The 16184-nt window shown below is 69.6% G+C and carries 12 protein-coding genes; 5 read left to right on the forward strand and 7 right to left on the reverse strand.

The genetic code is table 11. The annotated features are described in order from the left end of the window. Positions 1 to 443: 443 nt before the first annotated feature. Together CIW48_RS10210 and CIW48_RS10215 are read right to left on the reverse strand one after the other, a co-directional pair. Complete coding sequence (locus tag CIW48_RS10210; RefSeq protein WP_149310694.1) at positions 444 to 3857, reverse strand: acyl-[ACP]--phospholipid O-acyltransferase; 3414 nt, start codon at positions 3855 to 3857, stop codon at positions 444 to 446. A 141-nt stretch (positions 3858 to 3998) separates the two neighbouring features. After that, positions 3999 to 4259, reverse strand: a complete 261-nt coding sequence (locus CIW48_RS10215) for a hypothetical protein (RefSeq protein WP_149310695.1) — start codon at positions 4257 to 4259, stop codon at positions 3999 to 4001. A gap of 179 nt (positions 4260 to 4438) precedes the next feature. Between CIW48_RS10215 and CIW48_RS10220 the strand changes: the two genes are divergently transcribed. Together CIW48_RS10220 and CIW48_RS10225 are read left to right on the forward strand one after the other, a co-directional pair. Further along, on the forward strand, positions 4439 to 5449 hold the full coding sequence (locus tag CIW48_RS10220; protein ID WP_149310696.1) for an SDR family oxidoreductase: 1011 nt from the start codon (positions 4439 to 4441) through the stop codon (positions 5447 to 5449). Positions 5450 to 5507: 58 nt separating this feature from the next. Further along, the gene (locus tag CIW48_RS10225) at positions 5508 to 6383 is read left to right on the forward strand and encodes an MBL fold metallo-hydrolase (RefSeq protein WP_149310697.1); all 876 of its coding nucleotides are present in this window, start codon (positions 5508 to 5510) and stop codon (positions 6381 to 6383) included. Here CIW48_RS10225 and CIW48_RS10230 read toward each other — a convergent pair. Genes CIW48_RS10230 through nthA form a run of 3 tightly spaced genes read right to left on the reverse strand, consistent with a single transcriptional unit; the run spans position 6371 to position 8009 of the window. Next, positions 6371 to 6694 (reverse strand): nitrile hydratase accessory protein, encoded by a 324-nt coding sequence (locus tag CIW48_RS10230; RefSeq protein ID WP_091779837.1) that lies wholly within the window; start codon positions 6692 to 6694, stop codon positions 6371 to 6373. The two genes, CIW48_RS10225 and CIW48_RS10230, sit on opposite strands and share 13 nt — an antisense overlap. Then, positions 6691 to 7350: a nitrile hydratase subunit beta gene (gene nthB / locus CIW48_RS10235; RefSeq protein ID WP_149310699.1), complete on the reverse strand. Its 660-nt coding sequence runs from the start codon at positions 7348 to 7350 to the stop codon at positions 6691 to 6693. The genes CIW48_RS10230 and nthB overlap by 4 nt, the downstream gene beginning before the upstream one ends. Then, positions 7347 to 8009 (reverse strand): nitrile hydratase subunit alpha, encoded by a 663-nt coding sequence (gene nthA / locus CIW48_RS10240; protein WP_149310700.1) that lies wholly within the window; start codon positions 8007 to 8009, stop codon positions 7347 to 7349. Before nthA ends, nthB begins: the two co-directional genes overlap by 4 nt. Before the next feature lie 201 nt (positions 8010 to 8210). Between nthA and CIW48_RS10245 the strand changes: the two genes are divergently transcribed. Then, complete coding sequence (locus tag CIW48_RS10245) at positions 8211 to 8915, forward strand: sigma-70 family RNA polymerase sigma factor (RefSeq protein WP_149310701.1); 705 nt, start codon at positions 8211 to 8213, stop codon at positions 8913 to 8915. 150 nt (positions 8916 to 9065) lie between these two features. Here CIW48_RS10245 and CIW48_RS10250 read toward each other — a convergent pair whose 3' ends face one another. Next, a complete protein-coding gene (locus CIW48_RS10250; protein ID WP_149310702.1) occupies positions 9066 to 10457 on the reverse strand; it encodes an amidase in 1392 nt (463 codons plus the stop codon). A gap of 5 nt (positions 10458 to 10462) precedes the next feature. After that, positions 10463 to 12064: an ABC transporter substrate-binding protein gene (locus CIW48_RS10255; RefSeq protein WP_149310703.1), complete on the reverse strand. Its 1602-nt coding sequence runs from the start codon at positions 12062 to 12064 to the stop codon at positions 10463 to 10465. A gap of 208 nt (positions 12065 to 12272) precedes the next feature. Here CIW48_RS10255 and CIW48_RS10260 point away from each other — a divergent pair, with 208 nt between their 5' ends. Together CIW48_RS10260 and CIW48_RS10265 are read left to right on the forward strand one after the other, a co-directional pair. Beyond that, positions 12273 to 13817 carry an acetolactate synthase large subunit gene (locus CIW48_RS10260; protein WP_149310821.1) on the forward strand — a complete coding sequence of 515 codons (1545 nt, stop codon included), beginning with the start codon at positions 12273 to 12275 and terminating at the stop codon, positions 13815 to 13817. Then, on the forward strand, positions 13814 to 16171 hold the full coding sequence (locus tag CIW48_RS10265) for a penicillin acylase family protein (protein ID WP_149310704.1): 2358 nt from the start codon (positions 13814 to 13816) through the stop codon (positions 16169 to 16171). The genes CIW48_RS10260 and CIW48_RS10265 overlap by 4 nt, the downstream gene beginning before the upstream one ends. The last annotated feature ends 13 nt before the right edge of the window (positions 16172 to 16184 follow it).

Below are 16184 nucleotides of genomic sequence, written 5' to 3' on the forward strand. Positions count from 1 at the left end.
TCCTGTGCGGTCGACAAGTGCCCGGGTAGGCAAGGTCCCCGACGATGGGCGTCCGGCTGGCCGCGACTGGATCCTACGCCGTGCCAACGCCCCGCAGGTCTTCGAGGGCGGGGCGATCCGGCCGGTTCAGCCGAATCGGGAAAGGCACGATATTGGAGGGCGCCGGAGCGGCGTGTGCCGCGGGAGGCGGCGCCGCAGCGCGTCCCTTGCCCGGCCTCGTCCAGCGCTCGATCCGCTTGAAGTAGGTCCGCCTCGCCAGCCAAGCCGGAACTCGTCTGCCCTTCTGCATGATCTGCCCCTCGCCGATGTGACGCGCGACCCCCGCAGTCCCGCAACCCGAACACACGAAGCATTTCGAATCGCGGCTGTACTGGCGATACGAGCGGATCCCGAACTGCGCCGCATCCCCCGTTTGGATGACGCGGGGCGCGGAGGGTTGCCGGTCAGGCCGCCGCATCCTCCTTCGCCCGCTCCTGCGCGAGCTTGGTGACAGCGACTTGGTCGATCTTGCCGGTGCCGAGCATCGGGATTGCCTCCAGCACCACCACCTCGGCGGGGATCGCGACGTCGGAGGCGCCACGGCTCTTGGCGAAGTTCTGGTAGGCGGCGCGCGTGGCGCCCTTCTCCTGGGTGAACAGGATCAGGCGCTCGCCCTTGCGCGGGTCCGGCACCGCCGCGACCGCGCTTAACCGATCCGGCCAGAGGTCGGCGGCCAGCGACTCGATGCCCGCGAGCGACACCATCTCGCCAGCGATCTTGGCGAAGCGCTTGGCCCGACCCTTGATCGTCACGAAGCCCATCGGGTCGATCGCCACGATATCGCCGGTGTCGTGCCAGCCCCCCGGCGGCGGCTCCAGCACGCCGGGCTTTTCGGCGCGCAGGTAGCCCAGCATGATGTTGGGTCCGCGCATGGAGAGGCGGCCGCCCTCCTCGATCCCCGGCACCGGCTCCAGGCGCGTCTCGATGCCCGGCAGGATCCGCCCGACCGTGCCGAAGCGGTTGAACATCGGCGTGTTGAGCGCCACCACAGGCCCGCACTCGGTGACGCCATAGCCCTCCAGGATGCGCAGGCCGAATTTCTCCGCCCAGGTCCTCCGAGTCGTCTCCTTCACGGCCTCGGCGCCGGCCACGACATAGCGCAGGGAGCGCAGATCGTAGGAATGGGCGGCCCGGGCATAGCCCGTCAGGAACGTGTCGGTCCCGAAGAGCACCGTGCTGTTCGAGCCGTAGATCAGCTCCGGCACGATCCGGTAATGCAGCGGCGACGGGTAGAGGTAGACCGGCACGCCCGAGACCAGCGGAAGGACCAGCCCAGCCGTCAGGCCGAAGGCGTGGAACACCGGCAGCACGTTGAACACCTTGTCCATTGGCCCGAAGTCGATCCGGGCCGCCACCTGCGCCACGTTGGCGAGCATGCAGCGGTTGGCGAGCACCACGCCCTTCGGCGTGCCCTCGCTGCCCGAGGTGAACAGCACCGCGCCCGGATCCTCGCCCGAGCGCGCCACCAAGGGGCGCCGCGGGGCGAGGAAGCCCCGGATCTTGTCCCCGGTCGTGATGGTGGCCCGCACATCCTCCAGGTAGATGAGTTCGACCGATCCGCGGATCGCCTCGACGAGCGACCCGAGCCGCCCCTTCTCGATGAAGGCCCGGGAGGTCAGGATCTTGCCCACTTCAGCCGCCCGGCAGGCCGAGAGGACGTTGGCGGGACCGGCCGAGAAGTTGATCATCGCCGGCACCCGGCCGGCGGAGGCGAGGGCGAACAGCGTCACCGCGGCACCGTTTGCGTTCGGCAGCATGAGTCCGATCCGCCCGCCCTCGGGCGCCAGCGGCATGAGCTTGCGGCCGAGGATGTTGGCGCCCATGACCAGGCGGCCATAGCTGAGGCGCCCGCCGACGGGATCCTCCAGGGCGTTCCGGCGCCAACCGTGGCGCTCGCCGGCCTCGATCAGAGCCGCCATCAGGCCGCGGTCGATATCGGCGGTGCGGAACACGAGGTCCGACATGATCCCGTAGAGGGCCGCGCCTGCCGCCTGCCGCCGGGCCTTGCCCTTGAGCGCGGGATCGACGGCGAGGCGCACCGGGGGCATCACCGTCACGGTCACCTTGGGCCACCAGCGGCGGCGCACCTGCCCGGGCGACAGCCGCGAGAAGACGGTGCGTTCCAGGCCGTCGAGCTTCACCGCCACGACCATCGCGTCCGACTTGTCGGCGATCAGCCCGGCGCCGTCATAGACCTTCATCAGGCTACCGGTGACGGTCAGCCGACCCTCGGGGAAGATGATCAGGGTTTCGCCGCCCTTGACCGCGTTGATCAGCGTCCGGGTGGCGAGGGGGCGCGTCGGGTCCAGGGGCATCGCCTTGGTGACCCGCAGGAACGGCCGCACCCACCAGCGCTGCGCGATGCCGCTGTCGATGGCGAAGACCGGCTCCTGCTCCAGGAGCGACAGGGCGAGCGGTGCGTCGAGGAACGACACGTGATTGAGGGCGACGATGCAGTTCGGCCCGGCCGCCGCGATGTTGTCGAAGCCACGGACCTCCAGGCGGTAGAAAGCCCGGAACAGGATCGACAGGGCATCGCGGAACGGGCTGGTCGGCAGCGTCGCGAACACGATCGCGCCGACGAGCAGGTTCAGCACCGCCACCACGGCGAACAGACTCGCGATCGTCAGGCCCGCGCCCTGCAGCGCCGCCAGCGCCAGGGTGCCGGCCACCATGAAGGCCGCCGTCATGACGTTGACGGCGCCGATGATCCGCGCGCGCATCGCCTTCTCGGCCCAGGCCTGCACGGCCGCGAAGGACGGGACGATGTAGAGGCCGCCGGAGATCGCGAGGCCCAGGAAGTCGATCCCGGTGCGCAGCCCGTGGCCGGTCCGCAGGAAGGCGAGCGGGCCGATCGGCTCCGCGGGCGGCGACGGCAGGTGTCCGATCGTCCAGGCGAGGTCGAGGCCGAACAGGCCCATCAGCACCGCGCCGACCGGCGTCGGCAGCAGCACGATCCGGCCGCTGGCGAGCCACGAGGCAAGGCCGGAGCCCAGCGCGATGCCGATGGAGAACAGAGCCAGCAGCAGCGTGATCACCGTCTCGGTGCCGTTGAAGGCGCCGCGCACCAGCACGGGCAGCAGCGAGAGCACCACCACGCCGACCAGCCAGAACCAGCTCACCGTGAGCGAGCCGCGCCAGAGGCGCGTATCGGCCCAGAGGTCGCGCAGCAGCGCGTAGGTCGAGCGGAAGACGTTCGGATCGACCCGCAGGTCCGGCGCCCCCTCACCGGTCGCCGGGATCATGCGGGCCGAGAGCCAGCACAGGATGGCGAAGCCCATCACCAGCACGCCGAACAGCAGGCCCGAGCCGCCCATCGCCGAGGCGGCCCCGGCCGCAATCGTGCCGAGCAGGATCGCCAGGAAGGTCGCGGCCTCGACCAGGGCGTTGCCGGCGGGCAGTTCCTCACGGCGCAGATGGTCCGGCAGGATCCCGTACTTGATCGGGCCGAACAGGGCCGCGATTGTCCCGAACAGGCCGAGCGCCACGAACAGCACCGGTACGGAATGCAGGAGGAAGCCCAGCACGGCGGTGCCAGCCGCGAAGATCTCGGCGAATTTGAGCCGCCGCGCCATCAGCGCCTTGTCGTACCGATCGGCCCACTGACCGCCGAGGCCTGACAGGATGAAGAACGGCCCGATGAACACGGCGCTCGCCAGGGTGACCAGGACGCCGGCATGGGCATCCGCCTGTCCGCCGATCCCGAACAGGATCAGGAAGGCGAGCGCGTTCTTCAGGAAATTGTCGTTGAACGCCGAGAAGAACTGGCACCAGAACAGCGGCGCGAAGCGCCGTGCAGTCATCAGGCTACGGAACATGGCGATCTCTCGGTTCCGAACCTGACTGGCCTACGAGAGACGGTCAGGTCAAATCGGACCGAGGCGAACGCACAGGGATCACGGTCACAGGGTTATCGCCCCGTGTGGACCGGCACACCCCTGCGCGACTGTCGGCGACCCTCAGGCCTTCCGGACGAGACGGCCGTGCCGCCCGGCAGAGGCCCCGGTGCGCCGGGCGATGATGGCGTGGAGCGAAGCGCCGAGGTCGTAGGACCAGTAGATGTGGGCCGCCAGCGTCGTCACCACGAAGAGCGCGGCCCCGGCCGCGCATGCGGGCAGGAGCAGCAGGAACGTCAGGACCATACCGACCGCGGTCCGCTCGGCCAGAGAGGCCTGCGGCCAGGGATCGATCGGCAGGGAGAAGCGTCGTCCGGTGCGCATGGCTTCGACCCTCGGTGGTTCGGCCTATCGCGGTACAGCCAGTCAACAGCGGCAACCGTCGGACGTTGCGTCGCCAGATCCGATAATCGCCCCCCGTGACGTTCCGGCCCGATGCGCGGGCGCAACCGCGGTCGCCGAACCGTGTTGCCGGTTGGATCCTTCGACGATTTGAGGTGGGTATGGCACGGGTTGCGGTCGTTACCGGGGGCACGGCCGGGATCGGGCTTGCCACAGCGCATGCGTTCGCCGCGGGCGGATGGTCGGTGGCCGTGGTCGCGCGCGATCCGGACCGTCTCGCGGCGACGGAGCGGGCCCTCGCCGCCTACGGTCAGCCTGTCCTGGCGATCAGCGCCGATGTCGCCGATCCGCAGGCCGTCGACGCGGCCGCCGAGCGCGTGGAGCGGGAACTCGGCCCGATCCGAGCCTGGGTGAACAACGCCATGTCGACCATCGTCAACCCGGCCGACCAGATCACCCCGGACGAGTACCGGCGCGTGACCGAGACCACCTATCTCAGCCAGGTCTACGGGACGCTGGCGGCGCTGCGCTTCATGAAGCGGCGCAACCGCGGCGCGATCATCCAGGTCTCGTCCGGCCTCGCCATCCGGGCGGCGCCGCTGCAGGCGCCCTATTGCGCGGCGAAGTTCGCGGTCTCGGGCTTCACCGATGCCCTGCGCTGCGAGCTGCTCCACGACCGGGTCGATGTCAGCCTCAGCGTCGTCTACCTGCCGGCGGTGAACACGCCGCAATTCAACTGGGCGCGCAACCGGACCGGGCACCGGCAATACGCGCCGGATCCGGTCTTCGACCCGCGGCTATGCGCCGAGGCGATCCTGTACGCCGCTGAGCACCCGCGCCGGGAGGTCTGGGTCGGACGCTCGTCGATTATGATGGCTGCCGCCCAGGCTCTGGCGCCGGCGCTTGCCGACCGCAAGGCCGCCTCGATGTGGTCGGCGCAGCTCTCCGACGAGACCATCCCCGAGATGGAGGGCAATCTCTACGAGGCCGTGCCCGGTCCGGTCGGGATCGACGGACGCTTCATTGGCCGGACGAAGGCAAGCCGGGCCGAGTTCTGCACGAGTCGCACCCGCGATCTCGTGGTCTGCGGCCTCGCCGGGCTGGCGCTGATCGGGCTCGCCGGTACCGTCCACGCCGCCCGCTCTGCGCGCCGCCTGCCAGGGCGGACGTGACCGCTGGGCGCGGTCGCGCAGCCTGTTACATTAGCCGCCCCGATGAAGGTCCGAGACGATGCCCGGCTATCTACCCTTCGCGGGCGCCCTGAAGCTGCCCGCCTATACCTGCGACAATTGCGGGTTCTGGCAGCGTCACTTCGAGACGCCGGCTACCTGCCCGATGTGCCTCGATGCCCGCCACGTGGTGCCGCAGGACGGCTGGCGCTTCCGCACAGCCCGCGAGGCGCAGGACGCCTTTCCCTGCCACTGGCAGGAGCTGGAGCCGGGTGTGTGGCGTTTCTGGAACGAACCCGTCTCCGGCATCGGTCCCTCCGCCTACCTGATCCAGACCGCGCACGGGAATATGGGCTTCGAAGGCTGCCCGGTCTTCAGCGAGGCCGCCCTCGACCAGATCGCCCGGCTCGGCGGCATGGCGGTGCTCTCGGCCTCGCACCCGCATTCCTACGGTGCGCTGCCGCAGCTTCAGGACCGGTTCGACCCGGAGCTGTGCCTGCCGGCCGCTGACTTCACCTGGAGCGCGGCCCTGCAGGTGAGCTGGCCCTTTGACGACTTCCTCGAGCCGCTTCCGGGCCTGGAGCTGCACCGCACCGCCGGACATTTTGACGGCCACGCGATCCTCTACGACCGGTCGCGGAAGATCTGCTTCTGCGGCGACGCGCTGAAGTTCGAGCTCGACCCGGCGGATTTCCGCCGGGCAACCACGATCTCGGCCCACAAGGCCTTCGTGCGCGGGGTGCCGCTCACCCCGAGCGAGCTGCGCCGCTACCGCGACGTGTTCGAGCGTCTCGACTTCGTCCAGACCTGGACGCCGTTCGAGCCGGCGCGCAATTGCGGCCGGCCGGAGGTCCTGGCGCTGCTCGACCAGCTGATGAGCGGCCGGTCCCACGCCGCACCTGTCCCCCTCGACGGGCTTCGGTCTCAGGGCCGGTAGAGCGGGTCGTTCTCCAGGCGGATCGGCTGACCGTGGGGCGTTGCCTCGGCGGCCCGCAGGAACGCCTCGGTCCGCGCCGCGACGCTCTCGGGTCCAGCGACGCCGCGCTCGGCCAGGATCGCTTCCAGCGTCGTCAGCCACGCGCCGTAATCCGCCGTCCGCTCAGGACCGTCCGCGGGACGGATCTGCCGGCCGAGACGGTCCGCCCATTCCGACCACGTGAACAGCCCGGCCTCCCGTAGAGAGACCACCAGCGCGAAGACCTGCGCCTCCCAGGGAGCCGCGAAGTTGGTCGGCGACGGATCGGTCACGCGGGGTCCAGATAGGGTTCGAAGGCCGCCACGGTCACGAGACCGCCTGGATCGCCGCTCTCGCCCCACAGCTCCTGGGCGGTGAAGGCGACCGTGTACAGCCAGGTCGGATTCTCGCCCGTCCGGTAGGCGTTGGTGTCGGGGAAGACGAAGACCCCGTCGACGCGCACGATCCGTCCCCGCCTGCCGCGCACGTAGCGCGGCAGACGCGTATGACCGGTCGGATGGATGTTGCGCGCCAGGACCGAGTCGCCGACGGCGAAGCGAGCGGGCGCATCAGCGGCGCGACTGCTCGGAAACCCGGCCCGGAAACGCGCCTCCAGGCCGTCGCGGGCCAGGACCCGGGCGACGGGCTTTGCCGGCTCCATGGACTTGCCGGTCTCCATCTCGGCCTGCGTCGCCAGCCCGGTGGCGGCAACCTGCTGCTCCAGTGCCTTCAGCCAGATCTCGTAATAGCTCGACGACAGATACTCGGCGGGCGGCAGCGACTCGCGGGTGGCGCGGCTGCCGTCGAGGTTCCAGGCACCGGTATAGCCCATGGCCATCGCCATGGCGAAGACACGACGCTCCCACGCCGCATGGAAGACCGGCTCGTCCGGCTCCGGCGCCACCGGCCCGAAACCGTGCGCGCCGCCGAGATCCTGCGCGCCGTTCATACCGGCATCTCCAAGGGCGTGGTCGGGATGCCCTTGGGAAGGCCCGTGCCGATCATGGAATCGCGTGTGACCAGGGCGGCGAGCGCCTCCTCGGAGAAGCCCTCGGTTTGCGCGGGCCGCATCGGCAGAACCATGTAACGGGTCTCGGCGGTCGAATCCCAGACGGTGATGCGCGTGGTTTCCGGCAGTGTCACCCCGAAATCGGCAAGCACGCCGCGCGGGTCGATCACTGCCCGAGCCCGATAGGGCGGCGCCTTGTACCAGATCGGGGGCAGGCCGAGCACCGGCCAGGGATAACAGGAGCAAAGGGTGCAGACGACGAGGTTGTGGATCTCCGGCGTGTTCTCGACCACCACCATGTGCTCACCGCCCCGGCCGCCGATACCGAGTTCGGCGATGGCCGGCGTGGCGTCGCCCAGGAGCCGAGCCCGGTAGGCGGGATCCACCCAGGCCCTGGCCACGACGCGGGCACCGGCATGGGGGCCGACCTTGGTCTCGTAAAGTTCGATCAGGGCGTCGAGGGCCGCCGGGTCGACATAGCCCTTTTCGGTGAGCAGGGATTCCAGGGCGCGCACACGAGCCTCCACGGGCGAGATCTCGCTGCCGTGTTGGTGATCATCGTGATGTCCATGCTCGTGATGCGCGTGATCGTGGCTCATCCCGGTCTCCTGAGGCGCACAGTCTGCATCCCCCGGCATCCTGCCGCCAGTCCCGGAACGGGGATCCGATGAACGTTGTCACTCCGGACGGTCTGCCTAAATTTCCTGTCACATTCGGGAGCGTTTGGCATCGGTTCAGAATTTTCCCGCTACCGACGTTAGAGCAATTCCAGTATACCAACGTTGGAGGTGGAAACGTTCATGATCGAGGACGCTGCGGACCCATCAGATGCAGACGCGGGTACCCGGGACGGGACCAGCTACGCCGCAGCCATCGGCCAGCACCTCGCCCTGCCGATCCGGGAGTATTTCACGATCGTGGAGCAGGAGCCGCTGCCGGCGCAACTCTCTGCCTTGGTGACCCGCTTCGAGGCGGCAGTGACGGCGCAGGGCGAGACGGTGCCTTTCGACTTCCGCGGTGACATCATCAAGGCCCTCCCGGCTCTGCGCACCTTCGCGCTGTCTCTTGTCGGGGATGTGAGCCGCGCCGACGATCTGGTGCAGGAGACATTCGTGAAGGCCTGGGCGAACCAGGCACGCTTCCGGCCCGGCACGAATTTCACCGCGTGGTTGTTCACCATTCTGCGCAACCAGTTCTACACCGACCTGCGCAAGACGCGGCGGGAAGTGGAGGACGTCGACGGAACGCATGCCGGTCAGATGACCAGCCCGTCCGACCAAGAGGATGCCAGCACCCTCAAGGTCGTCTGGGAGCGTCTCGGTGATCTGCCCTCGTCGCAGCGGCAGGCGCTGCTGCTGGTCGGGGCGGAAGGCCACACCTACGAGGAGGCCGCCCTGAAGCTCGGCTGTCAGGTCGGCACCGTGAAGAGCCGGGTGAGCCGGGCCCGGTCGTCGCTCCTCGACACGCTGGGCGTCGTGGTGTCGGGCCAGGCACCGGCTGTCTGAACGGGCGGGTCGGCGGCTGCGCGCCTGCCGCTGTTTGGGCCAAGCGCGACGTGCGTTGTGAACCAGTGTGGCGCCTGCGTCCCCTTCTGCTGAGCCTGCCGGTGAGCTGATGACCGATCCGGCCAAGCGCATCCGGAGGCGCCCTGCCCCTCACACCGGCGGCCGTCGCAGGTGCCACTCGGTCGCCCGCTGGTACGCCTGTCCGATTCGCAGAGCCATCGTCTCGTCGTAGCCGCGGCAGACGATCTGCAGCGACAGCGGCAACCCGGATGCGGTGAAGCCGTTCGGCACCGCCAGGGCACACAGATCGAGCAGGTTGCCGAAACGGGTGAATCGCGACGGCAGGTGCGCCTCGTCCACGGCGGCAAGCGCCACCGCCGCGCTCTCCGTGGTCGGAGTCAGAAGGGCGTCGATACCCTCGAGGGCAGCCGCGTATTGCAGCTTCATCGCGGCCCGGCGGTGGAGTGTACCGAGGTATTCCTGGGCCGTGACGTTCGCGCCGGCCAGGATCCGGGAACGCACGGCGTCGCCGAGCTGCGCGGACGGATCCTCCGCCAGGGCGCCGTTGACGAAATAGGCCTCGGCGTTGGTGATCTGACTCATCGCCACGCAGTCGCTGAACCGGAACGGCAGGGCGACGTCGACGATCTCGGCCCCCAGGCCAGCCAGCTGGTCGAGCGCGGCGTCGTAGGCCGCCAGCATGTCGGAGGCGACACCCTCGCGCTCGGCGGCCGGCATGCGGCCGAGCCGCAGGCCGCGCACGCCGCGGTTCAGGGTCAGTCCGGGGGCATCCGGTGCGATGCCGCGGGTTGTCGGATCGAGGGGATCGGGGCCGGAAATCGCCTCGTAGAGGAGCGCGGCGTCCTCCACGGTGCGGGCCAGCGGTCCGGGCGTGTCCAGCGTCGTCGAGAGCGGCACGATTCCCCAGGTCGAGACGCGCCCGACCGTGACCTTGAGTCCCGTCAAGCCGCAGAAGGCGGCGGGCAGACGCACCGATCCGCCGGTATCGGTCCCGATGCCCCAGGGGGCCATCCGAGCCGCTACCGATACGCCGGTTCCGCTGCTCGAGCCGCCGGGCGTGCGCGGGGTCTCCGGATCCCAGGGGTTCCACGGCGTGCCGAGATGCTGGTTGGTGCCCCAGCCGCCATAGGCAAACTCCACCGTGTGAGTCTTGCCGAGTACGATCATGCCCTGCCCGATGAGGCGCTTGGCGATCGTCGCGGTGCGCTCGGCCCGGCGGACACGGTGGGCGGCCGAGCCGCCCATGGTGATCCGGCCCTGCAGATCGATCAGATCTTTGAGCACCACGGGAACGCCGTGGAGCGGCCCCACCGCGTGGCCGGACCGGATCGCCCGGTCGGCCCCTTCGGCGGCGAGGCGGGCATCGGCGGCGAACACCTCCGTGAAGGCCTGGAGCTTCGGCTCCAGCTGCTCGACCCGGCCGAGCAGGGCATCGACGGCGTCGACCGGGGAGAGGGCCCGCGCCTGGATGGCCCGGGCGAGTTCGGCCGCGGAGGCGTGTACGGGATCGATGTCGGACATGGATTCTACTGCACGCTGACGAGGGTGAGGTCGACGAACCAAGATTGCGGCGAGACGAAACCGTGGACTTTCTTGGACATCCCGCGGGGATTGAGGTCGTGGACGACGAACAGCCAGGGTGGATCATCCACGAGGCGCTCGTGGGCGATCGTGGTCTGTGCGTCGATCACCTTGGCATCGGTCGTCTCGGCGAGTGCCTTCAGGGCCGCGTTGAACGCGTCGTCCTTCCAGTTCGGGAAATTGAAGCCGTTCGGCGGGAAGCGGTCGCCCGCGAAGTAACGGGCCATGACGGCGGCATCCGAGGAGGGCGAGGAGACGTTGAGCGCCATCGCGCCCTGGAGACTCGGCGCGTCCGGCAGTGCCCGGGCCGAATTCAGCAGAACCTGCCACTCGACCACGTTGAAGCTGACATCGACGTTGCAGGCCTGCTTGAGATTCTCCTGGAGGTACTCGTTCATGGGCATCGGCAGCATCTGACCGGAGCCGGAGGACGAGATCATCACCTTGAGGCTGAGCGGCTTCTTGTCGGTGAAGCCGGCCTCGGCGAGCAGCGCCTTCCCCTTGGCGGCGTCGAACGTGTAGCGGTTCTTCGGCGTGCCGAAATTCGGATCCCGGTCGTTGAGCCACCCGGTCGCCGGCTCGGCCGTGCCGTTGAGCAGTTCGACGATGCCGGCCCGGTCGATGCAGTAGTTCAGGGCCTGCCGAACGCGCACATCCTTCAGCGGGCTGTCCTTGGCGCCGATATTGAAGAGGTAGGGCCAGACATGCGGGTATGAGCCCGTGGTGATGGTGAAGCCCGCGTGCTTGAGCGACGGAATCGCGTCGGGTGCCGGCACCTCGACCCAGTCGACCTGACCGGCTCGCAGGGCTGCGACCCGCGCATTGGCCTCCGGGATCGGCAGCAGCCGGACCCTGTCGACCTTGGCCAGCCGGTTCGGGTCCCAGTAGCCGTCGAACTTGGCGAGATCGACCGCCTCCCGCGGCGCGACGCGGGTGATCCTGAAAGGACCTGTGCCGGCCGCCGGCAGGGCGGCCACCTTGCTCCAGTCGCGACCGGCCTTCTCGAAGGACGTCGGCGAGGTGAAGAGCAGGTAGACCACCATATAGGGGAAGTACGACGCCACCTGTGTGGTGCTGATCTGGACCGTGGCGTCGTCGATCTTCTTATAGCTCCCGACCAGCGGCGCCCGGGCCCGACTAATGCCGGCGCCCTGCGCTTCGAATTGCGGGCTGTCGTTCTTGAAGTATCGGTCGAGGTTCCAGATCACCGCGTCGGCGTTGAACGGCGTCCCGTCATGAAACTTCACGCCCTGACGCAGGTGGAAGATCCAGACCGTCTTGTCGTTCGGGTCCTGTTCCCAGCGCTCGGCCAGCGCCGGGATGATGCCGGCGAGCTTGGTGGTGTTCTTGAGGTCCCACTGCACCAGACCCTCGAAGATCGGGTAGCCGAGGAAGCGCATCCCCTCGAATCCGTTGTTGGGCATACCGGTGGTGGTCGGGATATCGCTCGCCGTCATGGCGATACGCAACACGCTCTCGGCGTTGGCCGACCCCGTCAGGGTCACGGAACTTGCCAGGGCGGCGGCAATCAGGCGGCGAATTGTCATCCGGATCCCAATCGTCGAAGTTGCGGTGCGCCACGCGCAAATCCCGCGCCATGCTCAGGCTTAGGACCTGCGTCCAGCGAACAGAAGATGCCGGACTTCGCTACTTGCGCGTAGCGCCTGCTGCGGCACGATAATAAAAAATTCGATTCGCAACCCCGCTTGGCGGGACCGTGAGGAGACGCCCGTGACCGACGAGACGCCGCGCGCCATGAACGGGGCCGAGAGCTTGGTCCGGACACTCGTGGATGGCGGGGTCGAGGTCTGCTTCACCAATCCCGGCACGTCTGAGATGCATTTCGTGGCCGCCCTCGACCGGGTCGAGGGCATGCGCTGCGTGCTGTTCCTGTTCGAGGGTGGGGCGACCGGCGCCGCCGACGGCTATGCCCGCATGGCCGACAAGCCGGCCTCGACCCTGCTCCATCTCGGGCCGGGTTTGGCCAACGGGTTGGCCAATCTCCACAACGCCAAGAAGGCGCGCACCCCCGTCGTCAACATCGTCGGGGAGCATGCAACGTATCATCGGGAATACAACGCGCCGCTCACCTCGGACATCGAGGGGCTGGCCCACCCGATGTCGTCCTGGGTACGGACCGGAATGAGCGCGTCCGAGATCGGATCCGACGGCGCCGCCGCCATCGCGGCCGCCCGCACCGCTCCGGGGCAGGTTGCGACCTTGATCCTGCCGGCCAACACGGCCTGGGATCCCGGAGCCGGGCCCGCTCCCGTGCCGCCGATCCCCGAGCGCACGCGGGCGAGCGACGACGCGATCGCGGCGGCCGCGCATGCGCTCCGGAGCGGCGAGCCGGTGCTCCTGCATCTCGGCGACCGGGCCGTGCGGAGCGAGGGCCGAGTGATCGCCGACCGGATCGCCCGGAAGACCGGGGCCCAGCTGATGGCGATGACGTCCAATTCCCGGATCGACCGCGGCGCCGGCACCGTGCCGATCGAGCGCCTGCCCTACCCGATCGACCAGGGCATTGCGGCGTTGAAGGGCTTTCGCCACATCATCCTGATCGGCGCGACCCCGCCCGTAGGCTTTTTCGCCTATCCGGGCAAGCCGAGCCTGCTCGCGCCGGAGGGCAGTACGACGATCACTCTGGCGACCCCAGAGGAGGACCAGATCGACGCCCTGGAGCGCTTGGCCGAGGCCGTCGCGGCTCCGCCTGCAGAGCCGGTCGCGGTGGCTCCGCGCCCGAAGCTTCCGACCTCCGGCCCCCTCGATCAGGATACGATCGGGCAGGTGCTCGGCGCGCTGATCCCCGAAGGTGCGGTGATCTGCGACGAGTCGATCACCACGGGCCGCAACTTCTTCGCCCTGACCCGGGATGCGGCGCCCCACAGCTGGCTCCAGCTCAGCGGCGGGTCGATCGGCCTCGGCATCCCGATGGCGACCGGCGCAGCCGTGGCCTGCCCCGACAGCAAGGTGATCAACCTCCAGGCCGACGGCAGCGGGCTCTACACGGTGCAGGCGCTCTGGACCCAGGCGCGCGAGCGCCTCGACGTGGTGACGCTGGTCTGGTCGAACCGCTCCTACGCCATCCTGCGGGCGGAACTCGCCAATGTCGGCGCCCTCAATCCCGGCCCGAAGGCACTCAGCATGCTGAGTCTCGATGAGCCGGCGGTGGATTGGGTGAGCCTTGCCCGCGGCTTCGGCGTCGCCGGGCGGCGGGTTGAGACCCTGGCCGAGTTCATCGAGGCGTTCCAGCACGCGCTGGCCGGCAAGGGGCCGCACCTCATCGAAGTGGCTCTGTGAGCGGCGCGACGTACTGCCTCCCCGGTCTCCACGGGCCGGTCGAGGTCCGGGTCGACCGCTGGGGGCTTGCGCATATCCGCGCCGGCACGGCGCTGGACGCGTACCGCGCGCAGGGGTTCAATGCCGCCCGGGACCGGCTCTGGCAGCTCGACCTCTGGCGCAAGCGCGGCCTCGGCCTGCTGGCGGCGGATTTCGGACCCGGCTACCTCGCCCAGGACCGGGCCGCCCGACTGTTCCTCTACCGCGGCGACATCGCTGCCGAGTGGGCGGCCTACGGACCGCAGGACACGCGGGCCATCGTCACGGCCTTCGTGGCGGGGATCAACGCCTACGTCGCCCTCACCGAGGCGCGGCCCGACCTGCGCCCGCCGGAATTTGCCCTGACGGACACGCGCCCGGCCCTGTGGAAGCCGGAGGACGTGGTGCGCATCCGCAGCCACGCACTGATCCGCAACGTCCTGTCCGAGGTCGCCCGCGCGCGGGTGCTCGCCCGCGGTCGGAGCCCGGCGGACGGGCTCGCCGTGGACGATCTGCGCAAGCGGATCAACCCGCCCCACGAACCGTTCGTCCCGGACGGGCTCGACGCCGCCGACTGGCCGGACGACCTCCTCGACGCCTTCCGGCTGGCCACGGCGACGGTGGGGTTCAGTCCGGACAGGATGGCCGCGTCCCGGGCGGAGGCCTGGGACTGGTCCAAGGTCGACGCGCACGGGACCGTCACGCGGGGAGCGCGCAGCGCGCCGAAGGAGCCGTCCGAAGGCTCGAACAACTGGGCGGTGGCGCCGTCCCGCACCGCCACCGGACGGCCGATCCTGGCAAGCGATCCGCACCGGGTCTACCTGCAACCGTCGCTGCGCTACGCCATCCACCTTACCGCCCCGGGACTCGACGTGATCGGGGCGGGCGAGCCGGCTCTGCCCGGCATCTCCATCGGCCATAACGGCCACGCTGCCTTCAGCCTGACCATCGCACCGATGGACCAGGAGGATCTGTTCGTCTGCGAGATCGACCCGGCTGATCGGGATCGCTACCGCTCCGGCGACGGCTGGGCGCCGATCACGCGGATCACGGAGGAGATCCCGGTGCGGGGCGGGCCGGACGAGACCGTGATCCTGGGCTTCACCCGGCACGGACCGGTGCTCCGCGAGGCGGGCGGCCGTGCCTTCGCGCTGCGGACCGTGTGGTCGGAGCCCGGTGCCGCGGCCTATCTCGGCAGTCTCGCCTATCTTGGCGCCACGACGCCCGAGGCCTTCGGCGAGGCCCTGCGCCACTGGTCGGCGCCCTCCGTGAACCAGCTCTACGCCGACACGACGGGCCGAATCGCGTGGTTCATGGCCGGCAAGGCGCCGGCGCGGCCGGCTCATGACGGCCTGCTGCCGGCGCCGGGCGACGGCCGTTACGACTGGGCCGGCTTCCACGATCCCGGCACCCTGCCCCGAAGCATCGATCCGGATTCGGGCTGGCTCGCCACCGCCAACGAGATGAATCTGCCGCCCGATTATCCCGCGGAGGATCGAAAGCTCGGGTTCGAGTGGGCCGAGCCTTGGCGTGCCCGCCGCATCCGCGCGGTGCTCGGCGGACAGGACCGGCACAGCCTCGCCGATTCGCAGGCGCTCCAGAGCGATGTCTTCTCCGAGCCGGCCCGCCGGTTGGCCGAGCTGGTTCGGGCGCTGCCCACGGCCTCGGATCCCGATGTCGCGTTGGCTCAGGCCGTCCTGGCGTCCTTCGACGGCGCGCTGCACCATGGCTCCGCCGCAGCCGCCCTCATTGAGGTCTTCTGGGTCCGCCATCTGCGGCCGGCATTGCTCACGGCGCTCGCGTCCGACGCCGAGACCCGCCGGCTGCTTCCGCCCGGCGACACGCAGAGCCTGATCGAGCGGCTGGAGACCGATCTCGATCCGGAGGCGCGCATGGTGCTGCTCACGGCCGCCCTCGGCGCCGCCTACGGCACCTGCCGCGAGCGGATGGGATCCGATCCCTCGGGCTGGTCCTGGGGCCGCCTGCACCACGCGGTGTTCGCCCATCCTCTGACCGCGCTGACGCCCGATTCCGGCTGGGACGTCGGTCCGCTGCCCCTGGGCGGCGCCGCGGCATCGGTCATGCACGCGGAGTACCGAACCGATACGTTCCGGCTCACCCACGGCGCCTCGTTCCGCATGGTCGTGGATGTGGGGGACTGGGACCGATCGGTCTTCATCAACGTGCCGGGCCAGTCGGGGGAACCGGCAAGCGCGCACTATGCCGACTTGGCCCCGGTCTGGGGGCGCCAGGATTATGTGCCGATGCTCTACGGCCCTGCGGCCGTGGACGCGGCCACCGAAACGGTCATCACGCTGACCCCCAGCCCCGCCTGACCCGGCGGCCGGG

The sequence above is a fragment of the Methylobacterium sp. P1-11 genome (genome assembly GCF_008329595.1).
Classification (GTDB): Bacteria; Pseudomonadota; Alphaproteobacteria; order Rhizobiales; family Beijerinckiaceae; genus Methylobacterium.

Excerpts from the sequence above, each read along its gene's own strand:
- CIW48_RS10210 (WP_149310694.1), bottom strand. The coding sequence starts at position 3,857 with ATGTTCCGTAGCCTGATGACTGCACGGCGCTTCGCGCCGCTGTTCTGG.
- CIW48_RS10215 (WP_149310695.1), bottom strand. The coding sequence starts at position 4,259 with ATGCGCACCGGACGACGCTTCTCCCTGCCGATCGATCCCTGGCCGCAG.
- CIW48_RS10220 (WP_149310696.1), top strand. The coding sequence starts at position 4,439 with ATGGCACGGGTTGCGGTCGTTACCGGGGGCACGGCCGGGATCGGGCTT.
- CIW48_RS10225 (WP_149310697.1), top strand. The coding sequence starts at position 5,508 with ATGCCCGGCTATCTACCCTTCGCGGGCGCCCTGAAGCTGCCCGCCTAT.
- nthB (WP_149310699.1), bottom strand. The coding sequence starts at position 7,350 with ATGAACGGCGCGCAGGATCTCGGCGGCGCGCACGGTTTCGGGCCGGTG.
- nthA (WP_149310700.1), bottom strand. The coding sequence starts at position 8,009 with ATGAGCCACGATCACGCGCATCACGAGCATGGACATCACGATGATCAC.
- CIW48_RS10245 (WP_149310701.1), top strand. The coding sequence starts at position 8,211 with ATGATCGAGGACGCTGCGGACCCATCAGATGCAGACGCGGGTACCCGG.
- CIW48_RS10250 (WP_149310702.1), bottom strand. The coding sequence starts at position 10,457 with ATGTCCGACATCGATCCCGTACACGCCTCCGCGGCCGAACTCGCCCGG.
- CIW48_RS10255 (WP_149310703.1), bottom strand. The coding sequence starts at position 12,064 with ATGACAATTCGCCGCCTGATTGCCGCCGCCCTGGCAAGTTCCGTGACC.
- CIW48_RS10260 (WP_149310821.1), top strand. The coding sequence starts at position 12,273 with ATGAACGGGGCCGAGAGCTTGGTCCGGACACTCGTGGATGGCGGGGTC.